Source organism: Thalassobaculum sp. OXR-137 (assembly GCF_034377285.1).
GTDB lineage: Bacteria > Pseudomonadota > Alphaproteobacteria > Thalassobaculales > Thalassobaculaceae > Thalassobaculum.
On the sequence record NZ_CP139715.1, the window covers coordinates 1,106,459 to 1,121,514 of the forward strand.

General features: G+C 66.3%; 16 protein-coding genes. 6 read left to right on the forward strand and 10 right to left on the reverse strand.

All coding sequences use genetic code 11. The annotated features are described in order from the left end of the window. Window positions 1–170: 170 nt before the first annotated feature. Together T8K17_RS05225 and T8K17_RS05230 are read right to left on the reverse strand one after the other, a co-directional pair. On the reverse strand, window positions 171–611 hold the full coding sequence (locus T8K17_RS05225; protein ID WP_322333447.1) for a hypothetical protein: 441 nt from the start codon (window positions 609–611) through the stop codon (window positions 171–173). A gap of 60 nt (window positions 612–671) precedes the next feature. After that, window positions 672–887: a hypothetical protein gene (locus T8K17_RS05230; RefSeq protein WP_322333448.1), complete on the reverse strand. Its 216-nt coding sequence runs from the start codon at window positions 885–887 to the stop codon at window positions 672–674. Window positions 888–978: 91 nt separating this feature from the next. Between T8K17_RS05230 and grpE the strand changes: the two genes are divergently transcribed. After that, entirely contained in the window at window positions 979–1,650 is a 672-nt protein-coding gene (gene grpE, locus T8K17_RS05235) for a nucleotide exchange factor GrpE (RefSeq protein WP_322333449.1), read from the forward strand. A 260-nt stretch (window positions 1,651–1,910) separates the two neighbouring features. On the opposite strand, the gene T8K17_RS05240 is transcribed toward grpE, so the two are convergent. After that, entirely contained in the window at window positions 1,911–2,801 is an 891-nt protein-coding gene (locus T8K17_RS05240; RefSeq protein WP_322333450.1) for a DUF1848 domain-containing protein, read from the reverse strand. A 153-nt stretch (window positions 2,802–2,954) separates the two neighbouring features. On the opposite strand from T8K17_RS05240, the gene dnaK reads away from it, so the two are divergent. Both dnaK and dnaJ read left to right on the forward strand, forming a co-directional pair. Beyond that, window positions 2,955–4,889, forward strand: a complete 1,935-nt coding sequence (gene dnaK / locus T8K17_RS05245; protein ID WP_322333451.1) for a molecular chaperone DnaK — start codon at window positions 2,955–2,957, stop codon at window positions 4,887–4,889. Between the two features lie 140 nt (window positions 4,890–5,029). Next, the gene (gene dnaJ / locus T8K17_RS05250; protein WP_322333452.1) at window positions 5,030–6,175 is read left to right on the forward strand and encodes a molecular chaperone DnaJ; all 1,146 of its coding nucleotides are present in this window, start codon (window positions 5,030–5,032) and stop codon (window positions 6,173–6,175) included. A 127-nt stretch (window positions 6,176–6,302) separates the two neighbouring features. On the opposite strand, the gene T8K17_RS05255 is transcribed toward dnaJ, so the two are convergent. Further along, a complete protein-coding gene (locus T8K17_RS05255; protein WP_322333453.1) occupies window positions 6,303–6,836 on the reverse strand; it encodes a PadR family transcriptional regulator in 534 nt (177 codons plus the stop codon). Between the two features lie 155 nt (window positions 6,837–6,991). Here T8K17_RS05255 and dapB point away from each other — a divergent pair, with 155 nt between their 5' ends. Next, on the forward strand, window positions 6,992–7,789 hold the full coding sequence (gene dapB, locus T8K17_RS05260; RefSeq protein ID WP_322334927.1) for a 4-hydroxy-tetrahydrodipicolinate reductase: 798 nt from the start codon (window positions 6,992–6,994) through the stop codon (window positions 7,787–7,789). A 5-nt stretch (window positions 7,790–7,794) separates the two neighbouring features. Here the strand turns inward: dapB and T8K17_RS05265 are convergent, their stop codons facing one another. Next, window positions 7,795–8,322: a DUF2244 domain-containing protein gene (locus T8K17_RS05265; protein ID WP_322333454.1), complete on the reverse strand. Its 528-nt coding sequence runs from the start codon at window positions 8,320–8,322 to the stop codon at window positions 7,795–7,797. 105 nt (window positions 8,323–8,427) lie between these two features. On the opposite strand from T8K17_RS05265, the gene nth reads away from it, so the two are divergent. Further along, on the forward strand, window positions 8,428–9,066 hold the full coding sequence (gene nth, locus T8K17_RS05270; RefSeq protein WP_322333455.1) for an endonuclease III: 639 nt from the start codon (window positions 8,428–8,430) through the stop codon (window positions 9,064–9,066). A 15-nt stretch (window positions 9,067–9,081) separates the two neighbouring features. Here nth and T8K17_RS05275 read toward each other — a convergent pair whose 3' ends face one another. The 4 genes from T8K17_RS05275 to T8K17_RS05290 form a co-directional block, all read right to left on the reverse strand. Then, window positions 9,082–9,531, reverse strand: a complete 450-nt coding sequence (locus T8K17_RS05275; RefSeq protein WP_322333456.1) for a hypothetical protein — start codon at window positions 9,529–9,531, stop codon at window positions 9,082–9,084. A 7-nt stretch (window positions 9,532–9,538) separates the two neighbouring features. Then, window positions 9,539–9,985 (reverse strand): polymer-forming cytoskeletal protein, encoded by a 447-nt coding sequence (locus tag T8K17_RS05280; protein ID WP_322333457.1) that lies wholly within the window; start codon window positions 9,983–9,985, stop codon window positions 9,539–9,541. Between the two features lie 290 nt (window positions 9,986–10,275). Further along, window positions 10,276–10,950, reverse strand: coding sequence for an EI24 domain-containing protein (locus tag T8K17_RS05285; protein WP_322333458.1), 675 nt, complete (start codon window positions 10,948–10,950; stop codon window positions 10,276–10,278). A 108-nt stretch (window positions 10,951–11,058) separates the two neighbouring features. Next, window positions 11,059–11,736, reverse strand: coding sequence for a DUF998 domain-containing protein (locus T8K17_RS05290; RefSeq protein ID WP_322333459.1), 678 nt, complete (start codon window positions 11,734–11,736; stop codon window positions 11,059–11,061). A 236-nt stretch (window positions 11,737–11,972) separates the two neighbouring features. On the opposite strand from T8K17_RS05290, the gene T8K17_RS05295 reads away from it, so the two are divergent. Next, window positions 11,973–12,962, forward strand: coding sequence for an adenosine kinase (locus T8K17_RS05295; protein ID WP_322333460.1), 990 nt, complete (start codon window positions 11,973–11,975; stop codon window positions 12,960–12,962). A gap of 735 nt (window positions 12,963–13,697) precedes the next feature. Here T8K17_RS05295 and T8K17_RS05300 read toward each other — a convergent pair. After that, on the reverse strand, window positions 13,698–15,050 hold the full coding sequence (locus T8K17_RS05300) for an AmpG family muropeptide MFS transporter (protein ID WP_322333461.1): 1,353 nt from the start codon (window positions 15,048–15,050) through the stop codon (window positions 13,698–13,700). Window positions 15,051–15,056: the final 6 nt, after the last annotated feature.

Genomic DNA, 15,056 nt, shown 5'->3' on the forward strand with positions numbered 1-15,056 from the left:
CCGACCCCGAAGAACCATGAAGGCAGTGCCGCCGACCATCAAACGCAATGATTTATATTTTTTCGTATTTTCTTGCAGGAATTCGGAGGCGGTCCGCCAACCACCGCCTCCTTGCCGTGCTGAGTGGTTATCCCTTCAGCACCGGTAGGGCCCCCTGAAGACCGGTACGGTCACGGACAGCTACAGGTATTGGCACCAGTATTCAGATATTGAATGCTTTTTACTTTTCCGTTGTCATTATAGACATACCTCATGCAGAAGGCCCGCTTGTTCGGTCTTGATTCCAGCCTCGTGCTCGTGGCCTCAATGTCTATATGGCCCATACCGAGGGGGTTATTCGGAATTATTTGCGAAGGATAATGGATATAAGCCACACATTCTTCGGTCGCACAGCTGAAGCGAACACCATTTCCTGCGCGAACAGTCGCTCTACCGGAGGGAGTGAACCGAATGGTGTCGTTCGAATTGTAGGATTTGACAGTAAAGGGCACGTCCTGCTTGGAACAATTAAACACCGTCACTTCGCCGGCCATTGCCAGGGTCGGTGCCAAGAGACTGAAGATGGCCGAAAAGATCCACAACAGCTTTACGGTCTTGGGTTTGCCGGGCACTTTTAACTCCATGTATTGCTGAACCGCACGTCCCCACCTACAGACTTGGCATGCTAGCCATCACGAACCGGCCGGCAATTGTAGTGATCTGTTTTCATTCGCAGATTTTCGCACTGCCCATAAAGTGGCGCCGATCAGGCCCGTGCCGGCCTTCCTGTTCCCGGTTCCGAGCGGTCGTCCGGCCTGCCGGTCTTGCGGCGCATCCGGACGCAAACCAATGCGTGCGGCGCTTTTCTGGCGGCGGTTGCGGTCGACCAGGGCGATTCGGGTTTTCATCCGACCCCTTGCGCCTTACATAGCGGACACCGATGTAGACGCGTCTCAGACAGTCATCCGACCTTCCAACCGCAGGACACGAGTAGCGATCATGGCGAACGACCAGAAGAAGCCCGCCGGCCCGCAGCCCGTCAACGACCAGCCGTCGTCCGGCGAGTCCTCATACGATGCGGCGGCGGAGGCCTCGCTCGCCGAAAGCCTGGGTCTGTCGGAGGAGGGTCTGTTCGACACCGAGGCCGGCGGATCCGATGCGCGCGATGTGCGGATCGCCGAACTGGAAGAGCAGGTGGCCCACCTCAAGGACCAAGCCCTGCGGGCGCTCGCCGATGCGGAAAACCTGCGCCGCCGCACCGAGCGCGAGAAGGAGCAGTGGCGCAAGTTCGCCTCCGCCGATCTGGCAAAGGACCTGCTGAACGCGGTCGACAACCTGCGCCGCGCCCTGGATTCCGCGCCGGCCGACCGGGAGTCTCTCGACGATGCGGTGAAGAATGTGATCGTCGGCGTGGAGATGACCGAGAAGGAGGTGCTGGCCGCCTTCGACAAGCACAAGATCCAGCGCATCAATCCGCTGGGCGAGAAGTTCGACTACAACCTGCATCAGGCGATGTTCGAGGTCGAGGACCCGAGCAAGGCCCCGGGCACGGTGGTTCAGGTGCTGGCGCCGGGCTATGTGCTGCACGACCGCCTGCTGCGCGCGGCGATGGTCGGCGTGGCGAAGGGCGGCAAGCCGGACGACCACGAGCGGGTCGACACCACGGCGTGACGGGAAGGGGGGCCGGACCGGCTCCCCCGTTTTCTCGGGCGGTTTCAACGATCCTCCCCAATCACTCCTCCTTCTCTTGATCACTCCCCGGATTTATTCCGGGGCGATCCCGTCAGCAGGCGTCGACGATCGGGCATGAGACTGCGCCGCCCGCCCTGACGGCTGGCCTTGCCCCGGAATAAATCCGGGGAGTGGCGGGAGATGTCGGAGACCCCGCGCGGCGGAACGCACCCGTGATTATTCAGGGAGTGCGTGAAAACTCAGGCGGCGCCACCCGGCGCAAAAAGGAACTCGCCCTGGGGATCGTGCGCCCTGAGCTTGCGCTTGGCGGTTTCCGGGCGGCCGACGGCGTAGCAGTAGAGACAGCCATGCGGGCAGGTGTCGTAGGCGCCGATATCCCGCGATTCCGCACAGGCGCAGCCCGGCCGGTTGCCCTTCTCCCGCCCGGCGATCTCCCTGCCCGCTATGTCGGACAGCCTGCGCATGTCGATGCAGGCCGCGGGCTCGATCGCGTCCGACAGCAGGTCCGGTTGGGCGCAGAGAGTCGGCCGGAGTCCCCTGTCCCGGGCGATCTCCGCCAGCCGGGCCAGCAGCCGCCGTTTCTCACCCTCCTCCGGGTCGCGCCAGGCGATCCCCGCCTCGCGCTCCAGTCGTTTCAGGTTGGCGCCGGTCTTGCGGTAGATCGTCGCAAAGGAGAGCACCGCCTCGTCCACCGATCCGGCGAGGGCCTCTGCCAGGGCCGCGAAGCGCTGCTGGTGGAACTCGGGCGGAGTCAGCTCGGTGAGAAGCACCGGGTCATAGCGCCACACCACCGACCGTGGTCCGAAGCGCCGCGCCAGCTCTCGGATCTGCGCCACCGCCCGGTCGGTATCGATCACCGAGCGCTCCAGCGCCCGGGGATAGCCGGTCACCGTCATCTGCACCATGAAGGGACGGCGCTGCCCGGCCAGCAGGTCCAGCGTGTCCAGGAACGGCTCGGCGTTGCGGGTCCAGAACACGAAGGCCTCGGCCACGTCCGGCCGCAGGTCCACGGTGAAGGGCCTGCCGCCATAGGGATTGGCGACCTGGGCGAAGCCGGCGGCCAGCCGGTTGCGGAACCAGGACCCGTAGAAGGCGGGGATGTCGGTCTTGTAACTGGCGGAAACGATCATGGTGTCGTCAACCTGCCGCGCGAATCAGGCTCCGGCAACGCTTGCGTCGGCGAACGGCCCCACTATATACGGTCCAATCCTGAAATTGTCCCCGATGGGGGCGCCGACGGCGCTTTCGAGGCCACTGGCGCCTGCCGCTAAAGAGAGGATCGCATGAGCAAAGTTATCGGTATCGATCTCGGCACGACGAACTCGTGCGTCGCCGTCATGGACGGCTCCACGTCCAAGGTCATCGAGAACGCCGAAGGCGCGCGCACAACGCCGTCCATGGTCGCCTTCGCCGACGGCGGCGAGCGTCTCGTCGGTCAGGCCGCCAAGCGCCAGGCGGTGACCAATCCGGAAAAGACGCTGTTCGCGATCAAGCGCCTGTTGGGCCGCCGCGCGGACGACGCCGCCTCCAAGAAATTCAACGAGCTCGTCCCCTACAAGGTCGTCCCGGGCGACAACGGCGACGCGTGGGTCGAGATCGACGGCGCCAAGTACAGCCCGGCGCAGATCTCGGCGATGATCCTGGGCAAGCTCAAGGAAGATGCCGAAGCCTATCTGGGCGAGAGCGTGACCCAGGCGGTCATCACCGTCCCGGCCTACTTCAACGACGCCCAGCGTCAGGCCACTAAGGACGCCGGCAAGATCGCCGGTCTGGAAGTCCTGCGCATCATCAACGAGCCGACCGCGGCCTCCCTGGCCTACGGCCTGGACAAGAAGACGTCCGGCACCATCGCGGTCTACGACCTCGGCGGCGGTACCTTCGACGTGTCCGTGCTGGAGATCGGCGACGGCGTGTTCGAGGTGAAGTCGACCAACGGCGACACGTTCCTCGGCGGTGAGGACTTCGACCAGCGGCTGATCGACTACCTGGCCGACGAGTTCAAGAAAGAGAACGGTATCGACCTGCGCGGCGACCGTCTGGCGCTGCAGCGCCTGAAGGAAGCGGCGGAGAAGGCGAAGATCGAGCTCTCCTCCTCGCAGCAGACCGAAGTGAACCTGCCGTTCATCACGGCCGACCAGTCCGGTCCGAAGCACCTGAACATCAAGGTCACGCGCGCCAAGCTGGAAGCCCTGGTGGACGACCTGGTGCAGCGCACGATCGCGCCGTGCAAGGCCGCGCTGAAGGATGCCGGCCTGTCCGCCGGCGAGATCGACGAGGTGATCCTGGTCGGCGGCATGACCCGCATGCCCAAGATCATCGAGACGGTGAAGAGCTTCTTCGGCAAGGACCCGAACCGCGGCGTGAACCCGGACGAGGTCGTCGCCTCCGGTGCGGCGATCCAGGCCGGCGTGCTGAAGGGCGAGGTCAAGGACGTCCTGCTGCTCGACGTGACCCCGCTGTCGCTCGGCATCGAGACCCTGGGCGGCGTGTTCACCCGACTGATCGACCGCAACACGACGATCCCGACCAAGAAGAGCCAGACCTTCTCGACCGCCGAGGACAACCAGACCGCAGTGACGATCCGGGTGTTCCAGGGCGAGCGCGAGATGGCCGCCGACAACAAGATGCTCGGCCAGTTCGATCTGGTCGGTATTCCGCCGGCGCCGCGCGGCGTGCCGCAGGTCGAGGTGACCTTCGACATCGACGCCAACGGCATCGTCAACGTGTCCGCCAAGGACAAGGCCACGGGCAAGGAGCAGCAGATCCGCATCCAGGCCTCCGGCGGTCTGTCCGACAACGACATCGAGCAGATGATCAAGGATGCCGAGGCGAATGCCGCGGGCGACAAGAAGCGTCGCGAGCTGATCGAGGCGCGCAACCAGGCGGATAACGCCATCCATGCCACCGAGAAGACCCTCGCCGATTTCGGCGACAAGGTCGATCCGGCGGACAAGGCGGCGGTCGAGTCCGACTTGGCGGCTCTGAAGACCGCGATGGACGGCGAAGACGTCGAGGACATCCAGAACAAGCTTCAGGCGCTGCAGCAGTCGTCCATGAAGCTCGGCGAGGCGATGTACAAGGCGCAGCAGGAGGCCGGACCGGCCGAGGGCGGCGCCGAGGGGGGAGCGGGCGGCAAGTCCGAGTCCTCCGGTGCCGACGATGTGGTCGATGCGGACTTCGAGGAAGTCGACGACCAGGATCGCAACAAGTCGGCCTGATCCCGATCAGGCGGAAACGCGTGGCCCGGCTCCATCCCGTCGCGGATCGGGGCCGGGCGTCGCGGTCCGGTCGGACCGAGGCGTCCCAGCGACACGTGCAACAACGACACGAGCGGCGATACCGGGGGCGGTGACGATCGATGGCGAAGCGCGACTATTACGAGGTCTTGGGCGTAGACAGAAACGCCGACAAGGACACCCTGAAGAAGGCCTATCGCAAGCTTGCGATGCAGTTCCATCCCGACCGTAATCACGGCAACGAGGAGGCGGAACGCAAGTTCAAGGAAGTCAACGAAGCCTACGACGTCCTGAAGGACGACGAGAAGAAGGCTGCCTATGATCGTTTCGGTCACGCAGCGTTCGAGGGCGGCGGCCCGCGACCGGGCGGCGCCGGCGGCTTCGAGGGTTTCTCCGGCGGGTTCGCCGATATCTTCGAAGAGATGTTCGGCGATTTCATGGGCGGCGGCGGTGGCGGCCGGCGGGGCGCGAGCCCGGGCCGGGGCGCCGATCTGCGCTACAACATGTCGGTCAGTCTGGAAGACGCGTTCCAGGGCAAGCAGGCCGAGATCCGCGTGCCCACGTCGGTCACCTGCGACGTCTGCGACGGCGCCGGGGCGGCGAAGGGCTCCAAGCCGGTGGCCTGCCCGACCTGCGGCGGCCGCGGCAAGACCCGCACCCAGCAGGGTTTCTTCACCATCGAGCGGACCTGCGCGTCGTGCGGCGGCGTCGGCCAGGTGATCGAGAACCCCTGCAAGGCCTGCAACGGCGCCGGGCGCCAGCGCAAGGAGAAGACCCTGTCGGTCAACATACCGGCCGGGGTCGAGGACGGCACCCGCATTCGCCTGCAGGGCGAGGGCGAGGCCGGCATGCGCGGGGCGCCGGCGGGCGACCTGTATCTCTTCCTGAACATCCAGCCGCACCCGATCTTCCAGCGCGAAGGCGCCGACATTTACTGCAGGGTTCCGCTGGAAATGGTGACGGCGGCCCTGGGCGGCGCCATCGAGGTGCCGACCATCGAGGGTAGGCGGGCGAAGGTCTCCGTGCCGTCGGGCACCCAGACCGGGCGGCAGTTCCGCCTGCGCGGCAAGGGCATGTCGGTCCTGCGCTCGCCCTCACGCGGCGACATGTATGTGGAGGTGGCGGTCGAGACGCCGGTCAATCTGACCGACCGTCAGCGCGAGCTGCTGGAGGAATTCCAGAAGGACAGCGGCGTGGAGAAGACCTCTCCCCAGAGCCACGGCTTCTTCGACAAGGTCAAGGAGCTCTGGGAAGACCTGCGCGACTAACGCCGCGTCCGCCCGGCCCGGCTCGTCTGGGCCGGTTGATTTCAGGCTTTCCGGCTTCTCCGCTGATCAGAGTTCTAGGCACTACCCCAGGAAAACCGCGGCTTTCAGGGGTAGTGCCTTTTGTGGATCAATAGCCGCCGGATTTCTCGCGGGCGATGGCGGTGACCATTGCCCTGCCTTCGCGCTCCATGAAATCGATGGCCGCGCTCGTCATGGCCATGGCGTAGCGGATGGTGAAGCGCTGTCCGTCGGTCATCTCCGCACTCGGCAGGCCGCGCAGACGCCGCTGTTCCTTGCGGAGTCCGGCAAGACGCTCGTCCACGACCCGGTGCACGTCGTCCATTTCCAGCAGGTGGGCGAAGAACATCGCCGTGAGGAAAGGCGAGCGCAGAACCTCTTCGCCGGCTGCTCCGGAGACCGAGGTCACGAGCGCCGCACGCCCGGTTTCGGTGAGACGGAAGACCCGCTTCTCCAGCGAGACGTCTCCCGGCCCCACGACCTCGATTTCACCCTTTGCTACCGCCTTGGCGAGGGCCGGATAGATCGCTCCGAGGCTGGCATGGGCGAAATGGCCGAACCAATCGGCGACCGCCTTGCGGATGCCGTAGCCGCTGGTCTCTCCGAAACTCAGCACGCCGAGGCAGAGGGTGCGCACATCCACCGAAATTCTCCATTTAGCTGGACTATCAACCAGAATTTATGTTTAACACCATATAAATACAAATGCGATAGTTCGACTCTCGACAAGGGCTGACAATCGCGGCGGAGGCCGTATTCTCGACGGCCGAACGGCTGGAAGGGAGACGATCGATGGCACTGGCAGTGGGCGTGTTCGGGAGCACCGGACGGATGGGACGGATGGTCACCCGGGCGGTCACGGAAGCCGACGGGATGACCGTGAAAAAAGCCGCCGATCGACCCGGTAGTGCCCATCTCGGCGCCGATATCGGCGACCTGGCCGGCGTGGGCTCCCTCGGGGTGACCGTCACCGACGATGTGGACGCGGTTTTGGGCGTCGATGTGGCCATCGACTTCACCCTGCCCGAGGCGACCCTCGCCCATGCCGCCCGGGCGGCCGCCAGTGGCACCCCGCTGGTGATCGGGACGACCGGTCTGTCGAACGAGCAGGAGGCGATCCTGGCCGAGCACGCCCGGAACACCGCCATCGTCTATGCGCCGAACATGAGCCTGGGCGTGAATCTGCTTCTGGCGGTGGTCGAACAGGTCTCCGCCGCCCTCGACGAGGCCTGGGACATCGAGATCGTCGAGATGCACCACAACCGCAAGGTGGATGCCCCCTCCGGCACGGCCCTCGGCCTCGGCCGCGCCGCCGCCAAGGGACGGGGCCGGACATTCGACGATGTCGCCGTGCTCTCCCGCGAAGGCCATACCGGTCCCCGGGAGCAAGGTCAAATCGGTTTCGCAACGTTAAGGGGCGGCGACGTGATCGGCGATCACACGGTGATCTTCGCCGGCGCCGGCGAGCGGGTGGAGATCGGTCACAAAGCCAGTGGCCGGGACGTCTTTGCCGCCGGCGCCGTCCGCGCCAGCCGATGGGTCGCCGGCCGGGCTCCCGGTCTCTATACGATGCGGGACGTGCTCGGTCTCGTCTGACGGCGTCAGTTCGAGTCCGGAACGGTCAGGTGCGCGGGTAGGGTCGCGCGGCGCAGGCCGTCGCGCAGCACGTCCGCCAGCCCATCCTTCTCCTCCTGTCCGAGAAACACGCCGATCTCCAGCGCCCGGCCCCGCGACCACAGGGTCAGCCGGCTGGTCCGGCGTGGCCGGGCTTCCAGATCGACCCGCAGCCAGGCCGAGGGCATGACATAGCGCCGGCGGCGGCCGCGGGCGTCGATCTTCACCACCTCGAGCTCGTTGCCGCACAGCCGGATGGTCTCGTAGGCGCGCGCCGCCCGATAATTCAGCCGGAACGCCCCATAGATCACCGCCACGTCGAGGCCGAGAAAGCCGACGATGGGCCAGGCGCCGACCAGGAAGAAGATCAGCCCGATCATGAAGGAAAGTCCGGCGATCCCGCCCATCAGCAGCAGGAAACCCTGCGGCGACAGGGATCGGTGCGGATACAGAACGAGATCCAGCACCGGCTTCTCCTCCGGCGGCGATCCTGCGATGGCGGCGTGCGCTTCCATGGCGCCAGATTAGCGCCGCTCCCCCCGCCGCGGTCAATCGGGCAAGGCGACGAGGGCGATTGCGGCTCTGTGTCGCGGGCGGTAAACAGGATCATGCCCCGCGCCATGACCAAAGCTCAGATCGAGACCTTCTTCGCCACGCTCCAGGCGGAAAACCCGGAGCCGCAGGGCGAGCTCGACTGGGTCAATCCCTTCACCCTGCTGGTCGCCGTCGTGCTGTCGGCGCAGGCGACCGATATCGGCGTAAACAAGGCCACGAAGAACCTGTTCCCGATCGCCGACACGCCGGAGAAGATGCTGGCGCTGGGCGAGGCCGGGGTGAAGGAGCACATCAAGACGATCGGCCTGTTCAACGCCAAGGCCAAGAACGTCATCGCGCTCTGCGAACAGCTCATCGGGAAGCATGGCAGCGAGGTGCCGCGCGACCGCGAGGCTTTGGAGGCCCTGCCGGGGGTCGGCCGCAAGACCGCCAACGTGGTGCTGAACATCGCCTTCGGGGAGCCGACCATCGCCGTCGACACCCACCTGTTCCGGGTGGCCAACCGCACCGGACTGGCCGCCGGCAAGACTCCGCTGGCGGTGGAGAAGGCGCTGCTGAAGAAGGTGCCGCCGGCCTATCTGCGGCACGCCCATCACTGGCTGATCCTGCACGGCCGCTACATCTGCAAGGCGCGCAAGCCCCGCTGTCCCGACTGCAAGGTCGCCGCGGTGTGCAATTTCAAGGACAAGACGCCGGCCCCGTGAGGCGGCCTGCCGGGATCAGCTTTCGGCTTCGACCGTGTGCTGCTTCCACAGCTCGTCCAGGCAGCCCTGCATGTCTGCCGAGCGCGGGCTGTGAATGGTGCGCGCCTCCATATGCACCAGCGCCGGGCCGATATCGGTTCGATACCAGAACAGATCGAGGACGCAGGATCGGGCGGCGTACTGCCACACCGTGGCGCCGCCGTCCTGACGCACGAAGGTGGGCCGGCCGATGAGCTGCTCGATCCCCACCGGATCCAGCGCGCGCAGCGACCGCTCGTCCCGCAGGGCGACCGGCCGGGGGCGCATCGCGCGGCCGGTGGCCACCGGCACGGGGGCAGCACCCCGGGCGATCGGAGCGCCGGCCAGGGACGCGGAGGGTGCCGGCTGCGTCGTTGCACAGCCGGAAAGGGCGAAGGCGGCAGTCAGGACGAGGGCGCAAACGCGGCGCCCGGCGACAGGGTCCATTCGGTGTTTACTCTTCGGTCAGGGGGCTGATGTCGCCCTTGATCACGCCGCCGAGCTCGACTTCGAGCTTGTTGAAACGGACCTTGCCTTCCAGCACGCCGGTCGACCGGATCGACAGGGTGCCGCGCACCGACAGCTCGCCTTCGAAGCGGCCGGCGATGATGGCTTCTTCTATTGTGACCTTTCCCCGGAACAGGCCGGTCTCGGTGACCTCCAGGGACTGGCTGTGTTCGAGCGTCGCCTGCACCGTGCCTTCCACGACCAGGCTGTCGCAGGCCGTGATCTCGCCGGACAGGGAGATGTCCTTGCCGACCAGCAGCCGCTTGCTCTCCTCGTTGCCGCGGGGCATGGAGGGGCGGCGCGGCGGGGCGCCGGGAATGTCGGCGGCCGACCGCCTGGGAATCTCGGGCACGAAGCCCTGGCCGGGGGTACGCGGGGGGGTCGAAGCGGACATGGCCGAACCTTTCGAGTCGGAAGCGGCGGACGAGGGGGAGGACGTCGAGGTGTCCGGGCGCGTGGTGTCGGAGTCCGGCGACCCCGAGCCGCCATCCGGGCGCTCCGAAGGGCTGCCGAGGGAGGGGGATATCGAGCGGACGTCGTCTGCAGAGCCGGACTCTTTCGATCCGCTCTTGTCCATCACCGGGTCGATATTTCCGTCTCGCGGCAATTCTGATGCTCTGCGACGCCGGAACATGGCTGATCTCCTAACTGAGCGCTTTCGGCTAACCAGTTGCCTTATCGCTATTATCGCGGAACGGTTCGGCGCCGCAACCGTTCATGTTCGTGGACTGCAAAAGCGGTTGCCACGACGGGGGTTGTGAGGTTCACCACAGGGATGGTCGACAGCGCGGCGATCAGCACTCCGCCGAGAAAAAGCGATCCCTGATTCGCGCGCCGGAACTCCCGCAGCGCCATCCGGTCGAGGGTGCGCTGGCCGACCATCTCGGCATATTCGCGGCCCAGCAGGTAGCCGTTCAGCCCGTAGAACACGATCAGGTTCAGGCCGGGCAGCACGAAATACAGCGGCAGCGCCAGAATGTTCAGGCCGATGCTCAGGACGGCGAAGCGCAGGCCGTCGCCGATCACCTCGCCCAGGGGGATGTGGCGCGGCTGCGGCGCGTTCGGATAGTGGGTCGACATCACCGTGTCGGCGACCGTGTCGGCGAACAGGCCGCTGACCAGCTGGACCGAGCCGGGGAAGAAGATCAGGGCGAAAACGAAGGTGCCGACCGCGCCGAGCCAGACCAGCAGGCTGTCCAGCCACTCGGTGCCGGTCTGGGCCAGGGCGGACAGGGCGTATCCCGTGCCGACCGCGAGACCGACGATCAGCAGGAGACTGGCGGCGATCGCCATCAGCAGGACCGAGCGCAGGCGGGGATCGCCGAGCTGACCCAGGGTCAGGGATATGGATCTGAACATGGCCGTCTCATGTGGATGCGTCGCCCCGGCGGTTGAAACCACGAAGCCGCGCCGTATTCAAGCGTGTCGCTCGGGCGGGGAGAAAGTCGTCTGCGCCGGCGGTGCACTTTACCCGGCGACGGCACGATCCTTCAGCCTGTGGTAGCCGCGCGTCGTGAGGATCCACGCGAGCGACAGCGTCCATAGAAGCGTCGCGGTCATCGCGGCCTTCTCCAGAATGCCGTCGTAGGCGGTCGGCACGAGCTTGAACCCGGTCGCCAGGACCAGCCAAAGCGCCGCCGCGGCGCAGAACATGTAGCCATAGCGACGCCCCATACTCGACGCCCCCGACGCCATCAGAAGCGGTCCGGCGAGATAGAGCGGGCCGAGCGCGAAGGTCAGCTTGGTGTGCACCGTCATGTCCTGGTCCGGCCCGGCGGCCGTATGGAATTCGTCCCACAGCCCCAGAAGAACGACCACCAGCGCGGCGAACGCCAGACAGAAGAGTCCGAGCGACCAGGCGACGCGTCCCAGATGGAAATGCGCGGTGCCGATCGCCAGCGCCAGAAGCGCCCCCGCATTCAGGTAGAACCCGAGATCCATGATCCATTTCATCGGGCCCCGGGCGAGGTCGCTGATCGTGTCGGCGATGAAATCGTGCCGCACCAGCACGGCCGCCACGCCCATCAGCATCAGTGACAGCAGGATTCCGGCGAAGGCCATCAGGCCACAGGCCAGCAGCAGCTCGGGGCGTTGCGCTGGACCCTGGACGTCACCCGCATGGGACGCTCTGGATGGAGTGGACATCGTCACCTCTTCTGTGCGGCTGCCCCAGCGCACGCGTCGACGGTCCGCCCGAGCAGGCATCACCGGGGCAACGCTGCGGCCGGCGTGCGGTGCCCTCGGTCGTGCGATCTTCATAGTGCGGTCATATGACCGTTTGGCGGTCGGCGATCGGCGCCCCGCGATCGTCGGGGTTGATCGCTTCGGCCAGACCACTAGTGTGCTGGCGAGGCCGTTTCGAAGAACTCCTGGAGATCTGAATGACCAAGAGCCTGGATGTCGTCGCCATCGGCAACGCCATCGTCGACGTCATTTCCCGCTGCGACGACGCCTTCCTGGCGACGGAGAAGGTGGAGAAAGGCGCGATGACCCTGATCGACGCCGAGCGTTCGGAATCCCTCTATGCCGCCATGGGGCCGGGCGTGGAGATGTCCGGCGGCTCGGCCGGCAACACCGCCGCCGGCCTGGCTGCGCTCGGCAGCCGGACCGGCTATATAGGCAAGGTCCGCGACGACGGGCTGGGCAAGGTGTTCCGCCACGACATCACCGCCCAGGGCGTGCGCTTCGACACGCCGGCGGCGCCGGACGGCCCGCCGACCGCCCGCTGCCTCGTCCTGGTGACGCCGGACGCGCAGCGGTCCATGAGCACCTTTCTGGGCGCCTGCGTGAACCTGACGCCGGACGATATCTCGGAGGATCTGATCGCCGATGCCCAGGTGGTCTATCTGGAAGGCTATCTCTGGGATCAGCCCGAGGCGAAGAAGGCCTTTGTGAAGGCGGCCGAGATCGCCCACCGCTCCGGCGGCAAGGTCGCCCTGTCCCTGTCGGACTCGTTCTGCGTCGACCGCCACCGGGCCGATTTCAAGGAGCTGGTGAAGCACCACGTGGACATCCTGTTCGCCAACGAGGCGGAGGCCCTGTCCCTGTTCGAGACCGACAGGTTCGACGACGTGCTTCAGGCGGTTCGTTTCGAAGTCGAGACGGCGGCGCTGACCCGCAGCGAGAAGGGCGCGGTCGTCGTCCATCGCGACGAGGTCCATGTGCTGGACGCCGAGCCGGTCGAGCGGGTGGTCGACACCACGGGAGCGGGCGACCTCTATGCCGCCGGGTTCCTGCACGGCTACACCGCCGGCAAGGATGCGGTCACCTGCGGCCGGATCGGGGCGATCTGTGCCTCGGAGATCATCAGCCATGTGGGTGCACGGCCGGAGGCCGACCTGAAGAAGCTGGTGGCCGACAAGCTCGGCTGATCTTTCTTACTCCACCAAAAACGACTTCCTGGAAGCCGCCCGGACTTGATCCGGGAGGCTGTCCAGGACCTCGTGAGGGACGCCGGGACCACGGTCCTGGATCGTCCCCGGCGGTGCCGGGTCCGTCCAGGAAGTCGGGTTGGGTTGGTTTTGAAGCGGCAGCCGGCAGCAAGCGGGCGGAAGTCTCTGACCTCTAACAACCTTCAAACGACTTCCTGGAAGCCGCCCGGACCTGATCCGGGAGGCTGTCCAGGACCTTGTGAGGGACGCCGGGAACACGGTCCCGGATCGTCCCCGGCGGTGCCGGGTCCGTCCAGGAAGTCGGGTTGGGTTGGTTTTGAAGCGGCAGCCGGCAGCAAGCGGGCGGAAGTCTCTGACCTCTAACAACCTTCAAACGACTTCCTGGAAGCCGCCCGGACTTGATCCGGGGGGCTGTCCAGGACCCTATGAGGGACGCCGGGACCACGATCCTGGATCGTCTCCGGCGGTGCCGGGCCCGTCCAGGAAGTCGGAATATTTCGATTTTGAAGGGGCAGCCGCCAGCAAGTCGGCCAAACTCTCTTACTTCCAAACAACCTCAACCGACTTCCTGGAAGCCGCCCGGACTTGATCCGGGGGGCTGTCCAGGACCTCGTGAGGGACGCCGGGACCACGATCCTGGATCGCCCCCGGCGGTGCCGGGTCCGTCCAGGAAGTTGGGTTGAGTTCGTTCGGGTAGAGTTCGTTCGGATCGAGTTAGTTCGGATTGGGTTGGTCCGGGGACCGCTGGGATGCGGCCGTTCCCGGATCGGGCATCACCCACATCAGCACCAGCAGCAGCGGCAGGCCCAGCAGGGCGAGACCGGCGGTGATGGTGAAGAACAGGGCCCAATCGCCGCCCAGACTGTCGACGATCATTCCGGCGGAGGACGCGAACCAGATCCGCGCCAGGTTCCCCAGGGAGTTCAGCAGCGCATATTGGGTCGCCGAGAAGGCGGTGTTGCAGAGCCCGGCCAGATAGGCGACGAAGGCCACGGTCGCCAGACCGCCGGTGAAGTTGTCGGCGACCACCGCCAGGGCGAAAACCTCCATGTCCTGTCCGGCTCCGGCCAGATAGGCGTAGGCGAGGTTGGTTGCGGCGGCGGCCAGGCCGCCCACCAACAGCGCGCGGAACACGCCTGCCACGCGGACCAGCACGCCGCCGGCGAAGACCCCGAGGCAGACGGCGGCCAGTCCGAAGACCTTGGTCACGTCGGCGATCTGGGTCAGCTCGAAGCCCAGCTCCCGGTAGAACACGCCGGACATCCGGCCGAGCAGGGCGTCGCCGAACTTGAAGACGAAGATGAAGACCAGGATCAGCAGCCACCAGTCCCGGGTCGCGAAGTCGGCGAGCGGGTCGAACACCGCCTCTCGCAGCCAGATCCAGGCGCGGCCGAGCGCCGACGTCCCGGCATCCGGTTCGGCCCTCGGCAGGGGGTCGCGGCGCTCCGGTTCGGGCGCCATGAGGGTCGCGGCGACGGCGATCAGCAGGGTGCAGGCCAGGATCAGGTAGGTCGCGTTCCAGCCCAGGCTGGCGGCCAGATACAGCCCGCCGGCCCCGCCAACCAGGGTGCCGCCCAGATGCCAGCCCCAGATCGCGACCGCGGATCCGGCACCGAACTCGTCGGGCTTCAGGATGTCCACCCGGTAGGCGTCGATGACGATGTCCTGGGTGGCGGAGACGAAGGCGACGAAGACGCAGGCCAGCGCCACCATCGAGACGTCGGATGTCGGATCGGTCAGGCCGAGAAAGACGATGGCGGCGATCAGCAGGAGCTGGGTCAGCAGCGCCCATCCCCGCCGCCGGCCCAGCCGGTCGGTCAGGCCCGGCAGGCGCAGCCGGTCGACCAGCGGCGCCCACAGGAAGTTGATCGCGTAGGCGGTGGTGGCGAGGCTGAACAGGCCGACGCTGGAGCGCGAGAACCCGGCATCGGTCAGCCAGATCGACAGGTTGGAATACACCAGCGGCGCCGGCAGGCCCGAGGCGAAGCCGAAGATCAGGATGATGAGCATCCGGCGGTCGAGATAGACCCGGATGCCGTCGGTCCAGGAGGTGCGTTCAGCCGCCATACCGAT